Annotated in this window: 19 protein-coding genes; all 19 read left to right on the top strand. The window is 73.4% G+C overall.

The annotated features are described in order from the left end of the window. The first annotated feature begins 24 nt into the window (after positions 1-24). From fabG to KME79_RS32335, 19 genes are read left to right on the top strand one after another with little or no spacing between them, the layout of a single operon-like run. Complete coding sequence (gene fabG, locus KME79_RS32425; protein ID WP_187281015.1) at positions 25-774, top strand: 3-oxoacyl-ACP reductase FabG; 750 nt, start codon at positions 25-27, stop codon at positions 772-774. 48 nt (positions 775-822) lie between these two features. Beyond that, the gene (locus tag KME79_RS32420; protein ID WP_148030022.1) at positions 823-1,113 is read left to right on the top strand and encodes an acyl carrier protein; all 291 of its coding nucleotides are present in this window, start codon (positions 823-825) and stop codon (positions 1,111-1,113) included. Then, positions 1,110-1,598, top strand: a complete 489-nt coding sequence (gene fabZ, locus KME79_RS32415) for a 3-hydroxyacyl-ACP dehydratase FabZ (protein WP_148030023.1) — start codon at positions 1,110-1,112, stop codon at positions 1,596-1,598. The genes KME79_RS32420 and fabZ overlap by 4 nt, the downstream gene beginning before the upstream one ends. Before the next feature lie 3 nt (positions 1,599-1,601). Continuing rightward, positions 1,602-2,678, top strand: a complete 1,077-nt coding sequence (locus KME79_RS32410; RefSeq protein WP_219548596.1) for an aminomethyl transferase family protein — start codon at positions 1,602-1,604, stop codon at positions 2,676-2,678. A 33-nt stretch (positions 2,679-2,711) separates the two neighbouring features. After that, positions 2,712-4,949 carry a beta-ketoacyl-[acyl-carrier-protein] synthase family protein gene (locus KME79_RS32405; RefSeq protein WP_219548595.1) on the top strand — a complete coding sequence of 746 codons (2,238 nt, stop codon included), beginning with the start codon at positions 2,712-2,714 and terminating at the stop codon, positions 4,947-4,949. Next, a complete protein-coding gene (locus KME79_RS32400; RefSeq protein ID WP_219548594.1) occupies positions 4,946-5,674 on the top strand; it encodes a nitroreductase family protein in 729 nt (242 codons plus the stop codon). The genes KME79_RS32405 and KME79_RS32400 overlap by 4 nt, the downstream gene beginning before the upstream one ends. Positions 5,675-5,679: 5 nt before the next feature. Then, positions 5,680-6,918: an NAD(P)/FAD-dependent oxidoreductase gene (locus KME79_RS32395; RefSeq protein ID WP_148030027.1), complete on the top strand. Its 1,239-nt coding sequence runs from the start codon at positions 5,680-5,682 to the stop codon at positions 6,916-6,918. Continuing rightward, on the top strand, positions 6,915-7,784 hold the full coding sequence (locus tag KME79_RS32390; RefSeq protein WP_148030028.1) for an alpha/beta fold hydrolase: 870 nt from the start codon (positions 6,915-6,917) through the stop codon (positions 7,782-7,784). The genes KME79_RS32395 and KME79_RS32390 overlap by 4 nt, the downstream gene beginning before the upstream one ends. A gap of 14 nt (positions 7,785-7,798) precedes the next feature. Beyond that, on the top strand, positions 7,799-8,707 hold the full coding sequence (locus tag KME79_RS32385) for an ACP S-malonyltransferase (protein WP_219548593.1): 909 nt from the start codon (positions 7,799-7,801) through the stop codon (positions 8,705-8,707). Next, complete coding sequence (locus KME79_RS32380; RefSeq protein WP_219548592.1) at positions 8,704-9,237, top strand: holo-ACP synthase; 534 nt, start codon at positions 8,704-8,706, stop codon at positions 9,235-9,237. Before KME79_RS32385 ends, KME79_RS32380 begins: the two co-directional genes overlap by 4 nt. Beyond that, positions 9,230-10,081, top strand: a complete 852-nt coding sequence (locus KME79_RS32375) for an ester cyclase (protein ID WP_219548591.1) — start codon at positions 9,230-9,232, stop codon at positions 10,079-10,081. Before KME79_RS32380 ends, KME79_RS32375 begins: the two co-directional genes overlap by 8 nt. Positions 10,082-10,116: 35 nt before the next feature. After that, positions 10,117-10,917 (top strand): alpha/beta fold hydrolase, encoded by an 801-nt coding sequence (locus KME79_RS32370; protein WP_261808376.1) that lies wholly within the window; start codon positions 10,117-10,119, stop codon positions 10,915-10,917. Next, positions 10,914-11,441: a 4'-phosphopantetheinyl transferase superfamily protein gene (locus KME79_RS32365; RefSeq protein WP_219548590.1), complete on the top strand. Its 528-nt coding sequence runs from the start codon at positions 10,914-10,916 to the stop codon at positions 11,439-11,441. The genes KME79_RS32370 and KME79_RS32365 overlap by 4 nt, the downstream gene beginning before the upstream one ends. Continuing rightward, complete coding sequence (locus KME79_RS32360) at positions 11,438-12,466, top strand: right-handed parallel beta-helix repeat-containing protein (RefSeq protein WP_219548589.1); 1,029 nt, start codon at positions 11,438-11,440, stop codon at positions 12,464-12,466. Before KME79_RS32365 ends, KME79_RS32360 begins: the two co-directional genes overlap by 4 nt. Next, positions 12,463-13,401 carry an ABC transporter ATP-binding protein gene (locus tag KME79_RS32355; protein ID WP_308249130.1) on the top strand — a complete coding sequence of 313 codons (939 nt, stop codon included), beginning with the start codon at positions 12,463-12,465 and terminating at the stop codon, positions 13,399-13,401. Before KME79_RS32360 ends, KME79_RS32355 begins: the two co-directional genes overlap by 4 nt. Before the next feature lie 23 nt (positions 13,402-13,424). Next, the gene (locus tag KME79_RS32350) at positions 13,425-14,588 is read left to right on the top strand and encodes an ABC transporter permease (RefSeq protein WP_219548587.1); all 1,164 of its coding nucleotides are present in this window, start codon (positions 13,425-13,427) and stop codon (positions 14,586-14,588) included. Then, positions 14,585-15,745 carry an ABC transporter permease gene (locus KME79_RS32345; protein ID WP_219548585.1) on the top strand — a complete coding sequence of 387 codons (1,161 nt, stop codon included), beginning with the start codon at positions 14,585-14,587 and terminating at the stop codon, positions 15,743-15,745. The genes KME79_RS32350 and KME79_RS32345 overlap by 4 nt, the downstream gene beginning before the upstream one ends. Positions 15,746-15,767: 22 nt before the next feature. Continuing rightward, the gene (gene rfbA, locus KME79_RS32340; protein WP_148030035.1) at positions 15,768-16,646 is read left to right on the top strand and encodes a glucose-1-phosphate thymidylyltransferase RfbA; all 879 of its coding nucleotides are present in this window, start codon (positions 15,768-15,770) and stop codon (positions 16,644-16,646) included. A 15-nt stretch (positions 16,647-16,661) separates the two neighbouring features. Beyond that, positions 16,662-17,666, top strand: a complete 1,005-nt coding sequence (locus KME79_RS32335; RefSeq protein WP_148030036.1) for a hypothetical protein — start codon at positions 16,662-16,664, stop codon at positions 17,664-17,666. Positions 17,667-17,701 lie beyond the last annotated feature (35 nt).

The following is a 17,701-nucleotide window of genomic DNA, read 5'->3' as shown; positions in this document are numbered from 1 at the left end:
ATTGCCGAATTCCTGGAGACGCCGATGCTGTTCACCCAAGGCTCCGTGGCCCTGGTCACAGGGGGGTCGCGCGGGATCGGCCGGGCCGTCGCGCTCGACCTGGCCAGGGAGGGCGCCCACGTCATCGTCAACTACGCCAGGTCGGAACAGGACGCCAAGGAGGTCGTCGCCCTCATCGAGGAGGAAGGCGGCAGCGCGACGAGCGCGCGGGCGGACGTCACCGACGAGGAGTCGGTACGTCGCGTGTTCCGGGAGATCCGGGCCGACCACGGCCGCCTCGACGTGCTGGTGACCAGCGCCGGCATCACCCAGGACCGCTTCCTCATCGCCATGAGCCTGGAGCAGTTCCGCGGCCCGGTGGACACCAACCTCATCGGCACCTTCCTGACCTGCCGGGAGGCGCTGAAGCTGATGCAGCACCAGCGCAGCGGCTCCATCGTGACCCTGTCCTCCTCCAGCGGGCTGGACGGCGGCTTCCCCGGCCAGACGAACTACGTGGCCTCCAAGGGCGCCATCATCGCCTTCACGCACGCGCTGTCCAACGAAGCGGCCCCGCACGGCGTGCGGGCCAACGTCGTCGCGCCCGGGTTCGTCGCCACGGACATGACCCGCAAGGTCCCCGTCGCCATCAGGAAGCAGTACGAGTCGCGCATCCGCCTCGGCCGGATGGGCCGGCCCGAGGAGATCGCCTCGATCGTCAGCTTCCTGGCCTCCGACAAGGCGTCGTACATGTCCGGCTCGGTGGTCGTCGCCCACGGCGGCGGCCTCGGGTGAGCCGGCCCTCCCGACCCAAGGCACTAGGCCGTGTTCTTAGGAGAAATCATGACCATCGACGAACTGCGCGCGAAGGCCGCCGAACGCCAGCAGACCTGCGACCAGATCAAGAAGATGATCGTCTCGCGGCTCGACCTGGAGATCGAGCCGGGCTGGATCACCGACGACCAGCCGCTGTTCGGCCGGGGCCTGGAGCTGGACAGCCTCGACGTGCTCGAACTCTACGTCGCCATCGAGGCGGAGTTCGGGGTCGCGCTCTACGACAGCGAGATGGCCGTCTTCGGCTCGGTGTCGCGGCTGGCCGACGAGATCAACCCGGCGCTGCGGGCCCGGGGATGACGGTTACCGAGGCGAAGCCCGCCGGCCTGCGGCCGGTGAACGGGCTGACCCACGACCAGATCCGCGCGGTGCTGCCGCACCGCTGGCCGATGCTGCTGCTGGACCGGGTCGGCAAGGTGGAGCCGGGGGTCAAGGGCACGGCCACCAAGAACGTCGCCGGCACGGAGCTGTGGTTCCAGGGCCACTTCCCGAACGAGGCGGTGCTGCCCGGGATCGTGATCGTCGAGGCGCTGGCCCAGCTCGCCGGCGTGGTCTTCGCCCTGGCCGGAGCCAGCGAGATCAGCTACCTGGCGGGCGTCAGGTCGATGCGCTTCCGGCGCCCGGTCGTCCCCGGCGACCAGCTCGCCCTGACGGCCGAGCGGACCGGAGGCGGCGGCGGATTCGCGGAGTTCCGCGTGTCGGCCCGGGTGGCGGGCCAGGTGGCCGCCGAAGGAATTCTCACGATCGCCGATCCGGCGGGTCAACGTTCTGTGCGAAAGGTGTGAACCATGACCAACGTCCTCGCGGCCACGCATCCTGAGGGCACCGTCTACGGCGAGATCGGCGACGCGACCGTGCCGCTGCGTTTCTCGGCCTCGCCCGAGGCGCTGTCGGAGGAGTACACGGCGCTGAGGGAACGCGCCGCGGTCATCGACCTCGGCGGGCACCGGCTCATCGAGATCACCGGCCCCGCCGCGGTCGAGTTCGCCCAGCGGGTGCTGGCCCGCGACGTGGAGTACCTCACCTCCGACCGCTGCATGATGAGCCTCGTCCTCGACGAGGACGGGCGGATCGTGGACCAGGTGATCGCCTTCGGCCGGGAGGACGGGATCCTCCTGGAGAGCTCCTGCGGCGCGGGCGCCCGCCTGCTGGAGCACCTGCGGGAGCGGAACGACGAGGGCGCCGAGATCGCCGACCGCTCGGAGGACCTGGCGATCGTCGGGCTGGAGGGCCCGTACGCCTGGGGCGTCGTCGGCCGGTTGATCGACGCCGAGCTGGCCTCGCTGCCGTTCGAGTCCGTGGCGGAGGCCACCTGGGACGGCGTGGACGTCGTCTTCGCCAGGACGGGCTTCACCGGCGAGTACGGATACCAGATGATCGTGCCCCGGGAGTCGGCCCCGGGCCTGTGGAGCCTGTCGGTCGAGCACGCCCGCCCGGCCGGGCAGGAGGCCCTGGAGCTGGCGATGCTCGAGGTCCGCCAGCCGATGCCGCGCCACGAGGCCACCCCGGGCGCCTCGGTGATCGAGATCGGCGCCAACTGGCTGGTCGACATCACCAAGGAGTCGTTCGTGGGCCGCGAGGCCGTGCTGGAGGCGTTCGAGTCGGGCGCCGGGCGCTCCACCGTCGGCTTCACCTGCGCGGTCGGCGTGCCCGCGCCGGGTACCCGGCTCATGGCGGGCGACCAGGTCATCGGCGAGGTCGTGCACGCCGTGCACAGCGTCGGGCTGAACGCCACCCTCGGCCTGGCCCGCGTGGACCGCGACCTGGCGGCGGCCGGGCTCGAACTGTCGGCCGGCGGCGTCGGTGTCACCACGCTCACCAGTCCCTACATCGTCCCCAAGAGCTGGAGCGTGCCGATCATCTGATCGGCCGGCCCGCTTCTCGTGAAGGAGACATCCATGGCGCTGCGGCCCGTCGTCGTCACCGGCCTGGGCATCATCTGCGCGGCCGGTCGCGACCCCGCGGACTTCTGGCTCCGGCTGACCAGCGGCAGCGGTGGCCTCACCCCCATGCGGGACGAGGCGTACGCGGTGTTCGAGGCCAGGCACGCGGGTCAGGTGCCCGACGAGTGGATCACGTCGCAGCTGCCGGACGCCGACGCCTCTCTCGACCGTACCGCCCAGCTGGCGCTCGTCGCCGCGCGCCAGGCGATGGCGGGGCTGACGGCCGCCGACCCCGGGCGGTTCGGGATCATCCTCGGCAAGTGCCAGGCGACGCCGGACCAGGCGGGGCGCTACCAGCCGATGCACCGCACCGGCGACGTGGTCGCCGAACGGCTGGGCCTGCGCGGGCCCCGCATCCTGGTCTCGACCGCCTGCGCGGCCGGCGGGAACGCGGTCGGCCTCGCCAAGGACAAGATCCTGGCCGGCGAGGCGGACGCCGTCCTGGCCGGCGGCGTGGACCCGCTGCTGTTCGGCACGTACGCGGGCTTCGCCGGGCTGCAGGCGCTCAGCACCGGCCCGTGCCGCCCCTACAGCCGCTCCGACGGGCTCAACCTGGGCGAGGGGGCGGCCTTCCTGCTGCTGGAGCCGCTGGACCTGGCCCTGGCCCGGGGGGCGGTCCCGCTCGCCGAGGTCGCGGGCTACGGCCTGTCGGCCGACGCCTACCACGCGACGGCGCCCGACCCGACCGGCAGGGGAGGGGCCGCGGCCATGCGCCGCGCGCTCGCCGACGCGGGCCTGTCGCCCGGCGACGTGCACTACGTCAGCGGTCACGGCACCGGCACCCCGGCGAACGACGCCATGGAGGCCAAGGTGATGCGCCTGGTGTTCGGCGAGCGCGCCGGGCAGGTGCCCACCAGCAGCATCAAGTCCTTCCTCGGCCACACGCTCGGCGCGGCCGGCGCGGTCGAGGCGGTCGCCGCGGTGCTGGCGCTGCGCCACGGCGTGGCCCCGCCCACCATCGGCTTCGACGGGGAGCCCGCGGCCGCCGACCTGGACTTCGTGCCGAACGTGGCCCGGCCCATGGACATCGAGACGGTCGTGTCCAACAACTACGCGTTCGGCGGCAACAACGTCTCCCTCGTGCTGACGCGGCCACGCGGGCCGCGCGCGTACGAGGACCCGCCCCGCAGGGAGGCGGTGATCACCGGGCTGGGGCCGGTCACCGGCGCGGGCACGGGCATCGCCGAGGTGAGCGCGGCCATCTCGGCCGGGCTCCGCGCGGCGGGCCGCCCGCCGTCGCTGGACGGGCGGACGTACGCGCCGCGCTCGCTGTGGCGGCACATGAACCGGCTGTCCCGGATGGCGATCGCGGCCTCGCGCCTGGCGTGGGAGGACGCGGGGCTGAAGCTGCCCAGGAAGGCGCTGGACGACGTCGGGCTCATCTTCGCCACCGGCGCGGGGTCGGCCGAGAGCACCGGCGGCTTCGACGAGAGCATCGCGCTCAACCCGAACAAGCCGGCGGTCCTGAGCTTCTCCAACGTGGTGCTGAACGCCACCGGCGGAGCCGTCTGCCAGACGCTGGGCCTGCGCGGGCCCACCACCACCATCTGCAACGGCGGCGCGTCGGCCTCGATCGCGCTCGACTGCGCCCTTGAGCTGATCAGCGCGGGCAAGGCCGAGGTGGTCCTGGTGGTCGCGGCCGACGAGCGGCCCGGCGAGGCGTTCGGTGACCCCTCCGACCCGCCGACCCCGTACGAGACAGGCGCGGCGGAGCCCGTGCCGGGGTCGGCGGCGGTGGCCTTCGTCGTCGAGTCCGCCGACCACTGCGCGGGCCGCGGCGGCCGGGCCTACGCCCGGGTACTCGCCACCACCCACACCACCCACGACCCCACGGACGCCCTTCACCCGGCCCTGGAGTCCTCGGCGGGGGTGGTGGTCGGGGTGGGTGCTGGTTCGTCGCGGGACCGCGAGGAGGCGGCGGCGGTGCTGGGGACGGCGGGCGGGGTGCTGACCTCGTCGGCCGCGCTGATCGGCGACTGCCAGGCGGCGAGCGGGGCGATGAACATCGCCATGGCCGCGCTGGCCGTCCGCGACGGGATCGCGCCCGCGCTCACCGGGCTCGCCCGGCCGGTCGCCGGGGACCTCGGCCGGTATCTGACCGATCCCGTGCTGCCGGGGCCGGTGGAGCAGGCGCTCGCGCTCACCGCCGCCCCCGGGTCCGTGTCGGGCGCCGTTCTGCTGGGGGCGGTATGAGCACACCGCCCTTCGACGTGGCCGAGACCGACCGGCTGCTGACGACGACGCGGTCCGTGCGCCGCCGGCTCGACCTGGACCGGCCGGTGCCGCCCGAGATCGTACGGGAGGCGCTGGAGGTCGCGGTGCAGGCGCCGACGGCCAACAACCACCAGAACTGGCGCTGGCTGGTGATCACCGAACCGGCGGTGAAGGCGAAGCTGGCGGAGATGATCCGCTCCTCCTGGACCTTCCACCGCAACGACATCTGGACCAACGCCGGCCGCCGCCGCAACGACGCCCGCGCCAAGCGCAACTACGCCTCCGCGCTCGCCCTCACCGAGACGCTCGAAGCGGTGCCGGTCCTCGTCATCCCGTGCGTGCTCGGCCGACCGCCGGACATCGCGGCCATCAACGAGGCGTGGCGGGTGCGGATGGCGGACAAGGTCGCGGAGGACCCCGGCCACCTGGTGCGGCACGGCGAGACCAGGGCCAGCATCTTCTACGGCTCCATCTTCCCGGCCATCTGGTCCTTCCAGCTCGCGCTGCGCAGCAGGGGCCTCGGCAGCACCATCACCTGCCTGCACGTCCCCCACGAACGGGAGGTCGGGCGCCTGCTCGGCATCCCGTCGGGGGTCACGCAGGTGTGCATGATCCCGGTCGCCTACACCCTGGGAACCGACTTTCGCCCGGCTGAGCGCTACAGCGCGGAGGAACGCACCTACTGGGAGAGGTGGGGGAGTTGACACACGTGTCCGAGCAGCCCGACGTCGTCATCGTGGGCGGCGGCATCGCCGGAGCGTCCGCGGCCTGCAAGCTGGCGGCGGGCGGCCTGTCCGTGGTGGTGCTGGAGAAGCAGGAGGCCTACAAGGACCTGGTGCGCGGCGAGTGGCTGGCGCCGTGGGGCATCAGGGAGGCCCGCCGCCTGGGCGTGGAGGACTGCTTCTGGGACGGCGGCGGCTGGGAGATCCGCGAGTGGATGACCTGGGACGAGGCGGTCGCCGACGACGAGGTCGAGGCCGTGGACATGACCGGTTTCATCCCCGGCTTCGGCGGCCCGATGGCCTTCCCGCACCACGCCGTGTGCGAGCTGATGTCGGAGCAGGCCGTGGCCGCCGGCGCCCGGCTGGAGATGGCGGCCGCCAAGATCACGGTCACGCCGGGGCCGCGCCCGGTCGTCTCGTACGGCACGCCGCTGGGCCCGCGTGAGCTGCGCCCCCGGATCGTGCTCGGCGCGACCGGCCGGGGCTGCACGGTCGGCCGCCAGGTGGGCATCACGATGCGCAACTCCATGCACCACTGGGGCGGCGGCATGATGGTCGAGGGCATGGACGGCTGGCCGCCCGACGTGCAGGCCATGGGCACCGAGGGCGACGTCATGTTCATGGTCTTCCCGCAGGGTTACGGCCGGGCCCGCCTCTATCTCAACTTCCCCACCGTGAACAAGCACCGCTACCGGGGGCCCGGCGGCGTGGACCGGTTCCTGGCCGCGTACGAGCTCAAGTGCCTGCCCGACCACGGCAAGGCGGTGACCGCGGCCACGCCGGCCGGGCCGCTGTCGGTGTGGCCGTCGGTGTCCAGCGTCCCCGAGGGGCCGCCGCTGACCGAGGGCGTGGTGCTGATCGGCGACGAGGCCGGCAACGCCGACACCGTGCTCGGCACCGGCCTGTCCTGCGCGCTGCGCGACTCCAGGACCGTCTGCGACATCCTGCTCGGCTCGGCCGACTGGTCGCCGGCCGCCTTCGCGCCGTACGTCGAGGAGCGGGAATTCCGCCTGGAGCGGCTGGACTTCGGCGCCTCCATCATCAGCAGGCTGCACGTCGAGTTCGGGCCCGCCGCCGTCGAGCGCAGGCGCCGGGTGCGCCGGCTGATGGCCAGGAACTTCGCCGCGCAGGTGACGGGACTGCTCAACATGGTCGCCCCCGAAGAGGTGCCCGAGTTCGGCTTCAGCGAGTTCTTCGCTGAGCGGTTGTTCAGGGAGACGGCATGATGGAGAAGAAGACGGTCCACGTCAACGGCGTCGACCTCGCCTACGTCGACGAGGGCGAGGGCCCTCCTGTCGTGCTGCTGCACGGCTTCCCCGATTCCTCCTACCTGTGGCGCAACCAGATCCCCGCGCTGGTCGAAGGCGGCTTCCGGGTCATCGCGCCCGACCTGCGCGGCTTCGGCGACTCCGGCAAGCCGCAGGAGGTCGAGGCGTACGGAATGCAGACCATCGTCAACGACGTCGTGGCGCTGACGATGGAGCTCGGCGTGAGACGGCCGCACCTCGTCGGCCACGACTGGGGCGCGGCCATCGCCTGGATGTACGCCTTCCTCATGCCGCGCAGGATCGACCACCTGGTGGCCCTGTCGGTCGGGCACCCCGGCGTCTTCGCCACGCCGTCGATCGAGCAGCGGGCGGCCTCCTGGTACATGCTCTTCTACCAGTTCCCCGGTGTGAGCGAGGAGCTGCTGCGCCGCAACGGCTGGCGGCTGTTCAAGGAGATCATGGGCAGGGACGGCGACCACGACCGCTACCTGCGCGACCTGGCCAGGCCGGGCGCGCTGACCGCCGGGCTCAACTGGTACCGCGCCAACCGCTCGCCCGCCTCCGAGCTGCGGATCACCCGCCGCTTCCCGCCGGTGCTCGCGCCGGCCCTGGGCATCTGGGGCGCGGGCGACAAGGCGCTGCTGGAGGAGGGCATGGCCGCCTCCGGCAAGTTCGTCAAGGGGCCCTGGCGCTACGAACGGATCGAGGACGCCGGGCACTGGCTGCCCCTCGACGCCCCCGACCAGGTCAACAAGCTGCTGCTCGGCTTCCTCGGTACCGAGCGGCCGGCCCACGAGGAGCGCCGGCCGCGCCGCCGCCTGTGAATGGAGCTCACTTCATGTTCGGCTATCTCTTCCCCGGCCAGGGCACCGTACGGGTCGGCATGGGGGCGTGGCTGCGCCGCAGGCCGGTGGCCCGCGACCGGCTGGACGAGGTCGACGCGCTGCTGTCGCGGCCGATCTCGCCGCTGTGCGCGCGCGGCCCGCTCGACCGGCTGGTGTCGACCGAGCACGCCCAGGTGGCGGTGACCGCCTGCAACCTCGCCGCCCTGGCCGTGCTGACGGAAGAGGGGTACGAGCCCGCGGTCGTGGCCGGGCACAGCGTGGGCGAGCTGACCGCCCTGCACGCGGCGGGCGTGCTCGACCTGGCCGGGACCGTACGCCTGGTGGAGACGCGCGCCCGGCTCATGGCCGGGGCCGGGCGGGTCGCGGGCGGTATGCGCGCGGTGATGGGGCTGTCCGCGGAGCGGGTGGAGGAGCTGGCGTCGGCGGCCGCGGCGCCGGGGGAGCCCGTCGTGGTGGGGCTGGAGAACGCGCCCGGTCATGTGGTCGTCTCCGGTGCTGTCCCGGCTCTGGACCGGCTGGAGAAGCTCGCCACGGACGCCACCAAGATCGTGCCGCTCAAGGTGGGGGGCGCGTACCACTCCCCGCTCATGGCCGGCGCGGTGCCGGGCTGGGCGGCGGCGGTGGACGCGGCCCCGATGCGGGAGCCCCGCGTCCCCGTCGTGCCGAACGTCACCGGCGAGCCCACCACGGACCTCGGCGCGCTCCGGCGGGCGCTGGTGGCGCAGCTCACCGGCAGGGTCCTGTGGACCCGTACGGTCGGCGCGGTCGACGCGGTCGCGCCCGGGGTGGAGGTCGGCGACAGCAAGGTCCTGGCCGGGCTGTCCCGCCGGGCCGGGGCGCGCTGCCTGAGCATGGCCGATCCCGGCACCCTGCGCCGCCTGGCCAGGGAGGTGGCGGCGTGAAGCGCTGGGGCGGCGCGGCGGTCGGTTACGCCGGGCTCACGCGGCCGGTGGAGCTGCTCGACGGGATGCGGGTCGAGGACGTCTTCACCTCCGCCGAGCGGGTGCGGTCGTCGGGGCGCACCCTGGACCACTGGGCCGGGCGGCTGGCCGGCAAGCGGGCGGTGCTGCGGCTCCTCGGCCTGCCGCCGACCGCGACCCACCTCGGCCAGGTCGAGATCCTGCCCCTGCCCACCCCGGCCTGCCAGGCCGACGCGACCTGCCTGGACGGCCACCCACCGGCCGTCCACCTGCACGCCGACCTTGCCCGGCGGACCGACCCCCGCGGCATCCGCGTCTCGATCAGCCACACCGGCAGCCACGCCCTGGCCGTCGCCCTCTCCTCCCCCCACCTCCCGGAGGACGACCGCCGGGGTGGGGTGGCGGGCGGCGTCGTGCTCTCCTCTGTTCGCGGCTCGGCGGAGCGGGGTGGGGTGGTGGGGGCGTTGCGGCTTTCTCCGCCCGCCTTTTGGAGGGGAGGGGCGCATGGGTGACGTGCGGAAGGTCGTGGAGGCGCAGCTGGCGGCCTGGAGCGCGGGGGATCCGGCGGCGGTGGCGGCCACGGTGGCGTCCTATGCCGATCCCGACTCGGGGGGCGTGCTGAGCGGTGACGGGCTGGCCGGGTACGCGGCGCGGGTGCTGGGGCGGTTCGCCGGTCAGCGGTTCCTCGTGGAGCGGATGGTGGGCGGGGAGGACGAGGTCGCCGTCTTCTGGACGTTGCGGGCCGGTCACCGCGGCGCGTACCTGGGGATGCCGGCGACGAACGGGACCGTCACGGTGTCCGGCACCGACCTGGTGACGCTCGGCCACGACGGCGCGCACGTCCGCAGGAGCTACGACAGGCTCGCGCTCGCCGAGGCGCTCGGTTACGCGGCGCGATTCGTACCGGCCGCTGACGAGACCCGCCAGTACGGCATGAGCGCCAGGGTTCCCACGGGCCGCACCGAGCGCCCAGGCGCGCTGGTGCTGACCTGGCTGGAGATCCGCGACGACGCGGAGGCCGCCGACGTGGACCTGCTCAGCGTGGAGATCGTCAAGTCGCTGCGGGCGTCGCGCGGCTTCCTCGGGGCGGCCACCTTCGACGCCGGCGACCGCAAGTTCACGCTGAGCGCCTTCGACCGGCCGGAGTCGCTGCGCGCGGTGCACGCCCGGCCGCACCAGCGGGCCATGCGCCGCTTCTTCAGGAGCGGCCTGTGCACCCGCGTGCACACCAGCGTCTGGTATCCCGCCTCCGCGCGGGACTACGCCCGCTGCCCAAGCTGCGCCGCCGTCGTCGCGACCGGCGAAGGCGCGGCGTGCGCGTGCGGGTGGACCCCGGAGGACGCCGCCACGCTGTGATGCCCGAGCCCCCTGCGAACCATGTGGAGACGGAAGTGACCGGAGCCTCGATGATGGACTTCACCGCCGAGCACCGGCTCGGCGACAGCCCCAGGCCCGCCGTGGTGTTCATGTCCGCGCTGTTCGCGGGAGGGTGGATCTGGGAGCACCCCTACCGCCACCTGGAGCGGGCCGGCCTGCCGGTGCTGCGTACGAACGAGGCCATCTGCGCGCTCGACCGCCGGGTCGCCGGCTCGATCGAGCGGCTCGGCGACGCGCTGCTGCGCGCCTGCGACGAGGCGGGGGCCGGCGAGATCATCCTGTGCGCCAACTCGCTGGGCGGCCTGGTCGCCATCGACCTGGCGGGCCGCCGCCCCGACCGGGTGCTCGGCATCGTGGTCAGCGGCGCGCCCGGCCTCACCGCCGACCCCGACGTCGGGCTCAGCTTCGACCGGCGGGGGAGCGTGCGGCCGTTCGGCGACGAGTTCGGGGAACGCATGGTGGCCGCGCTGTTCCACGGCGGGCGCAGCCTGTTCTCCGACGACCGCATGGCGGAGGTCGGCGACATGCTGCGGCGGCCCGAGTCCATGGTGAGCATGGCCCGCAGCCTCAAGGCCACCCGCGGGTACCGGGTGCGGGCGGCGCTGGACCGCGTGTCCTGCCCGGCCATGTACCTCTGGGGCAGGCACGACAGGATGACGCCCGTCGATCCGTGGCTGGAGGTGCTCGCCGGCTACCCGGGCAACGAGATCCTGCTCGTGGAGGACTGCGGGCACATCCCGATGGTCGAGCGCGCCGACGAGTACACCGCCGCGCTGATGCCCTTCGCGGACCGCTGTTCGGGGGCGTTGGCGTGAGCGCCGGCGCCGCCCTCATGGGCGTGGACATCGTGGAGGTCGACCGGATCGCCCGCGCGGCCCGCCGGGGCGGGGACGTGTTCGCCCGCCGGCTCACCACCGCCGCCGAGCGCGCGCTGGGGCCCGGACCGGCCGCGTTCTCCGTCAAGGAAAGCCTCATCAAGGCCGTGGGCAGCCGGCCTCCCGGGTTCACCTGGCACGACTTCGAGGCCGAGGCCCGCCCGCCGTCCGGCTGGAGCGCCTCCCTGCTGGAGGAGGCGGCCGGCGAACTGGCCGCCTCGACCGGGCTGCGGCTGACCGGAGGCGCGGCGTACACGGTCCGGGGCGCGAGCGGCCGGGCCGCCCTGGCGCGGCTGCGCCCCGCCCCGGACGGCGCGGGCCGAACCGCCGCCGGGGCCGCGGCGGGTGCGGCCCGACGGCGGAGCGGCGACGGCGGGATCGTGGCCGGGGCCGCCCGCTGGGGGAGCGGCGACGGCCTGTTCGTATCGCTGGCGATCGTGTTCGTGGACGGGAGTGTGGGATGACGCGGACGATGACGGTACGGCCCGGAGAGTCGATCCAGCGGGCGCTGGACGAGGCGGGCCCGGGGGCGCGGATCTCGCTGGCGGAGGGCGTCCACCGGCAGCACGTGTGGATCAGGCACCCGGGGGTTACCCTGACCGGGGCCGGGGCCGGCCGGACCGTGCTGGCGCCCGGCGAGGGCGGGCCGGTCGGCGTGCCCGGGTTGCACGACGCGGGCGACGACGTGGTCAGCGGCGTCACGGTGCACGGCGAGGGCGTCGCCGACGTGCGGGTGGAGAAGCTGTCCGTGCGCGGCTTCTCCGGGGCGGGGATCTACGCCCACACCGTCTCCGGCGTGACCGTCCACGAGGTGACCGCCGAGGACAACGCCGTGTGGGGCGTCTACCTGCGCGAGTCGAGCGGCTGCGCGGTGACCGGCTGCCGGGCCTCGGGCAGCCAGTACGGCGGCGTCGCCCTCAGTTTCTGCCCCCGCTCCGGCGCGCTGCTCGACGGCAACGAGACCTTCGCCAACGCCTTCGGCATCTTCGTCGACAACTCCTCCGGCGCGCGGGTGGTGCGCAACTCCTGCCACGGCAACGCGATCGGCGTGCTGCTGCTCAACCAGGTCTACGAGGGCGAGCCGGAGGGCGGCGTGCGTGACTGCCTGGTCGCCGGCAACGACCTGTACGGCAACGACCTGGCCGCCGGCGTGGAGCCGGACGGCCTCGGCGCGGCGGGGCCGCCGATCTCCGGCGTCGGCCTGGCGCTGATCGGCACCCACCGGGTGAGCGTCGTCGACAACCACATCCACGACAACCACCCCAGCGGGGAGTCCGTGATGGGGGCGGGCTTCGTGATGGGCTCCTCCAAGGAGTGGGGCGGCGACGACGCCCTGGACAACCACGTGCTGTGGAACCGGATCACCGGCAACAGCCCGCTCGATTTCCAGCTCGGCACCGACCTGGCACGGCAGGTGTTCGCCGGGAACGTCGCCGACAAGGGCGAGCCGCCCGGGCTGACCGCCGCCGAGGGCTGGGGCCCGCGGTGACGGCCACGCTGGCCTGCGAGGGCCTGCGCAAGAGGTACGGGGACGTGACGGCGGTCGAGGACGTCGGCTTCTCGATAGCGCCGGGCCAGGCCTACGGACTGCTCGGCCCGAACGGCGCCGGCAAGACCACGACGATCTCCATGCTCGTCGGCCTGCTGCGCCCCGACGCCGGCACCGTCCTGGTCGGCGGCACGGACCTGGCGGCCGACCCGAGGCGCGCCAAGGCGAGGATCGGCTACGTCCCGCAGGAGATCGCCCTGTACCCGGAGCTGACCGGCCGCGAGAACCTGCGCTTCTTCGGCAGGCTGTTCGGCCTGGCCCGGCGCGGGCTCGCCGGCCGGATCGAGGAGGTGCTCGACCTGATCGGGCTGTCCGACCGGGCCGACGGCAGGCTGGACACCTACTCCGGCGGGATGCGGCGGCGGATCAACATCGGCGCCGCCCTCCTGCACCGCCCCGACGTGCTGATCCTGGACGAGCCGACCGTGGGGGTGGACCCGCAGAGCCGCAAGGCGATCCTCGACGGCCTGGAACTCCTGGTCGGCGACGGCATGTCGCTGCTCTACACCTCCCACTACATGGAGGAGGTCGAGCGGGTCTGCGACCGGGTGGCGATCATCGACCACGGCCGGATCATCGCCGAGGGCACCAGGCGCGAGCTGATCGCCATGGTCGGCAGCGCCGACAAGATCGAGCTGGTGCTCGACGGGGACGTGGAGGCGGCCTACGCCAAGCTCCGCACCGTCGAAGGCGTCATCGAGGCGGCCAGGACCGGCGCCGAGTCCGTACGGCTGATCGCCGAGGGCGGCAGATACCTGCTGCCCGCGCTGATCTCCGCCGTGGAGGGCAGCGCCACCGTCACCGCCACCCAGGTCATCGAGCCCGACCTCGAGGCGACCTTCCTACACCTCACCGGCACCTCCTTACGGGACTGACCATGTGGCGGGCGATGCTCACGGTGAGCGCACTCGAACTGCGCACCCGGCTGCGTGACGGCACCGCGATCGTCATCGCGGTGATCGTGCCGGTGACGCTGGCCACCCTGTTCGGCCTGGCGCTCGGCGGCGACGATCCGCCGCTGCGCGCCACGGTCGGCTTCGTGGACCTGGACCACGGCGAGTTCCCCGCCTCCGTGCGCCGCGAGGTGCTGGCCTCGGAGGAGCTGAAGGGGGCGGTGACCCTGCGCGACCTGCCCGGCGAGGAGCAGGCGCGGCGGGCGCTGGACGCCGGGGAGATCGGCTCGGCCATCGTGTTCCCCGCCGGGTTCAGCCAGAGCGTGGGGGCCGGGCGCGGCGGCGACGTCGCGGTGCTCACCTCGCCGGAGTCACCGCTGGCCGGGGTGGTCGCGGGCGCCGTCGTGGACCGGATCTCGGCGGTGGTGGACGCCAGGACCCTCGCCGTGCACGCGGTCCTGCTCGCCGGAGTGCCCGGCGAGCGGGTCAAGGAGCTGGTGGAGCGGAACGGGGCCGCGGGCCCCGCGCTCACCCTGGCCGAGGACCCGCTCTCCGGCGGCAAGGTGGACCTGTCGGTCTACTACGGCTCCGGCATGGCGGCGCTGTTCGCCTTCTTCGTGGTGGGCGCCTCGTTCCGCGGCCTGCTCACCGAGCGCAAGCTCGGCACCCTGGACCGGATACGGGCCGGTCCGGTCGCGGCGTGGGTGCCGGTCGCCGGCAAGGGGGTCGTCGGGTTCGGGCTGGGCGTGGTCAGCGTCTGCGTCTGCTGGGCCTCCTCCACGCTCATCTTCGGCACCACCTGGGGGGATCCGGTCGCGGTGTTCGCGGTGCTGGTCGCGCACGTGCTGGCCGCCGCCGCGATCACCATGCTGGTGGCCAGCCGGGTGCGGACCGACGCGCAGGCCGACGGGGTGATCATGGTCGTCTCGTTCGTGGCGGCGTTCTTCGGCGGCAGCCTGGTCCCGCTCTACGACCTTCCCGAGCCGTTGCGCGCGGTGGCGCTGCTCACCCCGAACGGCTGGACCTCCACGGCGCTGACCGAGCTGGCGGGCGCGGGCGCGGCGGGTTCCGTCGGCGCGGTGGCCGGCCCGATCGGCGTGCTGTGCGCCATCGCGCTGGCGGCGGGCGGGACGGCCGTCGCCGGCTTCAGGAAGGGACTGCTGCTATGAGCGGACGCCCGCGGCCGGTGGCGGCGCTCGTGGCCGCCAACCTGCGACGCCTCACGCGTGACCGGGTCGGCCTGTTCTTCATGGTGATCATGCCGTTCGTGTCCATCGCGTTCGTCGGGATGGCGCTCGGCGGCGGCACCGCCGGCTCCGACCGGCTGCCCGTCGGCGTCGTCGCCGAGGGCGCCGAGGGCTCCGACCCGGTCACCACCGCCGTGCTGGCCGAGCTGCGCCGCCATCCGGACCTGACGGTGATCCCCATGGACGACGCCGCCGACCTGCGCTCCGGCGTACGGGAGGGATCGCTGGCGGCGGGCCTGGTCGTCCCCTCCGGCTCGACCCGGCTGGAGCTGGTCATGACCGGGACCAACGGCAGCGGGATGGCCGCGCGCGGCGCGGTGGACGTCTCGGTGAGCCGGGTGGCCGCCGTGCTGGAGGCCACCAGGGCGGCGACCGTCGCGGGCGCCACCGAGACCGAGGCCGCCGAGTACGTGCGGCAGGCCCAGGCCGAGGCCGGCCGGGTCTCCGTGAACGACTCCGCCACGACCGGCGGCGACCCGCGCGGCTTCGCCTACACCGCCCCGGCCAACCTGCTGCTGTTCACCTTCATCAACTCCATGGCGGTCGCCGCGGCGCTGGTGGAGAGCCGCAGGCTGGGCATGCTGCAGCGGGCGCTCACCGCCCCCGTGCGGCAGCGGTCGGTGCTGTTCGGCGAGGCGGTGAGCAGGTTCCTGGTGGCCGCCGCCCAGGCCGTGCTGATCATGGTGGTGAGCTCGCTGGCGTTCGGCGTCTCGTGGGGCGACCCGCTCGCCGTGGCCGTCGTCGTGGGCGTGTTCTCCCTGGTCGCCACCGGCGCCGCGATCCTGGTGGGCACGCTGCTGCGCTCGCCCGACCAGGCGCCCGCGATCGGCCCGCCGCTCGGCGTCGTGCTGGGCATGCTGGGCGGCTGCCTGTGGCCGCGCGAGGCCTCGGGCGAGGTCATCAACGCCATCGGCCACGCCTTCCCGCACGCCTGGGGCATGGACGCGCTGCTCACGCTCACCCGGCCGGGCACCGGGCTCGGCGCGGTCCTGACCGAGGTGGCCGTGCTCGCCGGGATGGCCGTCCTGCTGCTGGGCGGCTCCCTGATCCTGTTCGACCGGCGCACCCGGGTCACCTGAACGCCGGGAGGGGATGGTTCGCATGAAGGGGATACTGCTCGCCGGGGGGCGCGGCACGCGGCTGCTGCCCGCGACGCTGGCGGTCTCCAAGCAGCTCCTGCCCGTCAACGACAAGCCGCTCGTCTACTTCCCGCTGTCGGTGCTGATGCTGGCCGGGATCCGCGACATCCTGCTGATCTCCACGCCGCAGGACCTGCCGCAGGTCCGCCGGCTCCTCGGCGACGGCTCCCGGCTCGGCCTCCGCCTCACCTACGCAGAGCAGGCGGAGCCCAACGGGATCGCCGAGGCGCTTGTGCTCGGCGCCGACCACCTGGGCGGCGAGCCGGTCGCGCTCATCCTGGGCGACAACGTCTTCCACGGCTACAACTTCCAGGAGCTGCTGCGCGAGGAGTGCCGCGCCGTCGACGGCTGCGTGCTGTTCGGCTACCCGGTACACGACCCGCACCGGTACGGGATCGCCGAGACCGACGCCGGCGGCCGGCTGCTGTCCATCGAGGAGAAGCCGGAGCGGCCCAGGTCCAACCGGGCGATCGTCGGCCTCTACCTCTATGACGGCGATGTCGTGGACATCGCCAAGAACCTCACCCCGTCGGCGCGCGGCGAGCTGGAGATCACCGACGTCAACCGCGCCTACCTGGAACAGGGGAGGGCGAAGCTGGTCGACCTCGGCCGCGGCTTCGCCTGGCTCGACGCCGGGACCCCCGACTCGCTGCTGCAGGCGGGCCAGTACGTCCAGCTACTGGAACGCCGGCAGGGAGTGCGCATCGCGTGCCTGGAGGAGATCGCTCTCCGTATGGGCTACATCGACGCCGAGGCCTGTCATCGGCTCGGCGTCGAACTCGAGAAGTCCACCTACGGCCAGTACGTCATCTCGGTGGCCGAGCAGTTCATGAACAGGTGAGAGGAAGACCGATCGATGAGTGTGACGACATTGTTCCCGGGCAGATCGCCCGCCTTCGGCGATCTGGTGACCGACGTGTACCGCTACGCCTCCCGCAAGGGCGTGATCGAGGCCGTCGAGGTGGCCGCGGAAGATCTCGGCTTGACCGTCCGCGACGTGCGCGAGGCGGTGGCGAACCTGGTGGAGAGCCGGCTGCTCAGGGTCGACGACAGCGAGGGCGTACGGTTCGTGCCGGTGGACCCCGAGCTGGCCGCCGCCTCCCTGGTTTCCTCGGTGGAGCGGGAGATCTACCAGCGCCGCGAGCTGATCGACCAGATCCGCGAGCGGATGGGGGCGTTGCAGTCGGAGTACGCCGGCGCCGGCCGGGGTTCGGCGGCCGGTGCGGTGGAGTATCTCGTGGGAGCCATGGAGGTGCGCGGCTTCCTGAAGACGGCCGGCGACGCCTGCCGCGACGAGGTGCTGGCGATGCAGGCCGGTGGCGGCGACGTCGAGGACCTGTCACAGATGTATCTGACGCTGCTGGCCAGAGGGGTGACGGTGCGCCTCATCTGCCAGCACCGCAACCGGGCCGACGTGTCCACCCGGATGCTGCTGAAGCGGCTGACGGACGCCGGCGCGGCCGTCTTCACCGTCAGCCACGTCCCCAGGTCGGCGGTCGTCTTCGACCGGGCGCTGGTCGTCATGTTCGGCGTGGAGGACGACGGGGAGGCGAGCGTCGCCCGGGTGCACAACCACGGCATCGCGCAGTTCCTGCTGGACCTCTTCAACCACCTGTGGGAGACCGCCACCCCGCTGGAGGGCGTCGAGGTCGGCTACGCCAACGTGGCCGACGACCTCCAGCAGGCCATCGCCGCGCTGATGGCCAAGGGCTACACCGACGAGGTCGTGGCCAGGAAGCTCGGCATGTCGGTGCGCAGCTGCCGCAGGCACATCGCCTCGCTGATGCGCGACCTGGACGCGACCAGCAGGTTCCAGGCCGGGGTGCAGGCCGCCAGGAGATACCTCGGGGCCGCCGGTTGACGTCCCGTCCGCCGCGTTCCCGGGAACGCGGCGGA

This window comes from Nonomuraea harbinensis, from assembly GCF_019396385.1.
GTDB lineage: Bacteria > Actinomycetota > Actinomycetes > Streptosporangiales > Streptosporangiaceae > Nonomuraea > Nonomuraea ferruginea.
This window is presented reverse-complemented; position numbering and strand designations above follow the sequence as displayed.

Excerpts from the sequence above, each read along its gene's own strand:
- fabG (WP_187281015.1), top strand. The coding sequence starts at position 25 with ATGCTGTTCACCCAAGGCTCCGTGGCCCTGGTCACAGGGGGGTCGCGC.
- KME79_RS32420 (WP_148030022.1), top strand. The coding sequence starts at position 823 with ATGACCATCGACGAACTGCGCGCGAAGGCCGCCGAACGCCAGCAGACC.
- fabZ (WP_148030023.1), top strand. The coding sequence starts at position 1,110 with ATGACGGTTACCGAGGCGAAGCCCGCCGGCCTGCGGCCGGTGAACGGG.
- KME79_RS32410 (WP_219548596.1), top strand. The coding sequence starts at position 1,602 with ATGACCAACGTCCTCGCGGCCACGCATCCTGAGGGCACCGTCTACGGC.
- KME79_RS32405 (WP_219548595.1), top strand. The coding sequence starts at position 2,712 with ATGGCGCTGCGGCCCGTCGTCGTCACCGGCCTGGGCATCATCTGCGCG.
- KME79_RS32400 (WP_219548594.1), top strand. The coding sequence starts at position 4,946 with ATGAGCACACCGCCCTTCGACGTGGCCGAGACCGACCGGCTGCTGACG.
- KME79_RS32390 (WP_148030028.1), top strand. The coding sequence starts at position 6,915 with ATGATGGAGAAGAAGACGGTCCACGTCAACGGCGTCGACCTCGCCTAC.
- KME79_RS32385 (WP_219548593.1), top strand. The coding sequence starts at position 7,799 with ATGTTCGGCTATCTCTTCCCCGGCCAGGGCACCGTACGGGTCGGCATG.
- KME79_RS32375 (WP_219548591.1), top strand. The coding sequence starts at position 9,230 with ATGGGTGACGTGCGGAAGGTCGTGGAGGCGCAGCTGGCGGCCTGGAGC.
- KME79_RS32360 (WP_219548589.1), top strand. The coding sequence starts at position 11,438 with ATGACGCGGACGATGACGGTACGGCCCGGAGAGTCGATCCAGCGGGCG.
- KME79_RS32345 (WP_219548585.1), top strand. The coding sequence starts at position 14,585 with ATGAGCGGACGCCCGCGGCCGGTGGCGGCGCTCGTGGCCGCCAACCTG.
- rfbA (WP_148030035.1), top strand. The coding sequence starts at position 15,768 with ATGAAGGGGATACTGCTCGCCGGGGGGCGCGGCACGCGGCTGCTGCCC.
- KME79_RS32335 (WP_148030036.1), top strand. The coding sequence starts at position 16,662 with ATGAGTGTGACGACATTGTTCCCGGGCAGATCGCCCGCCTTCGGCGAT.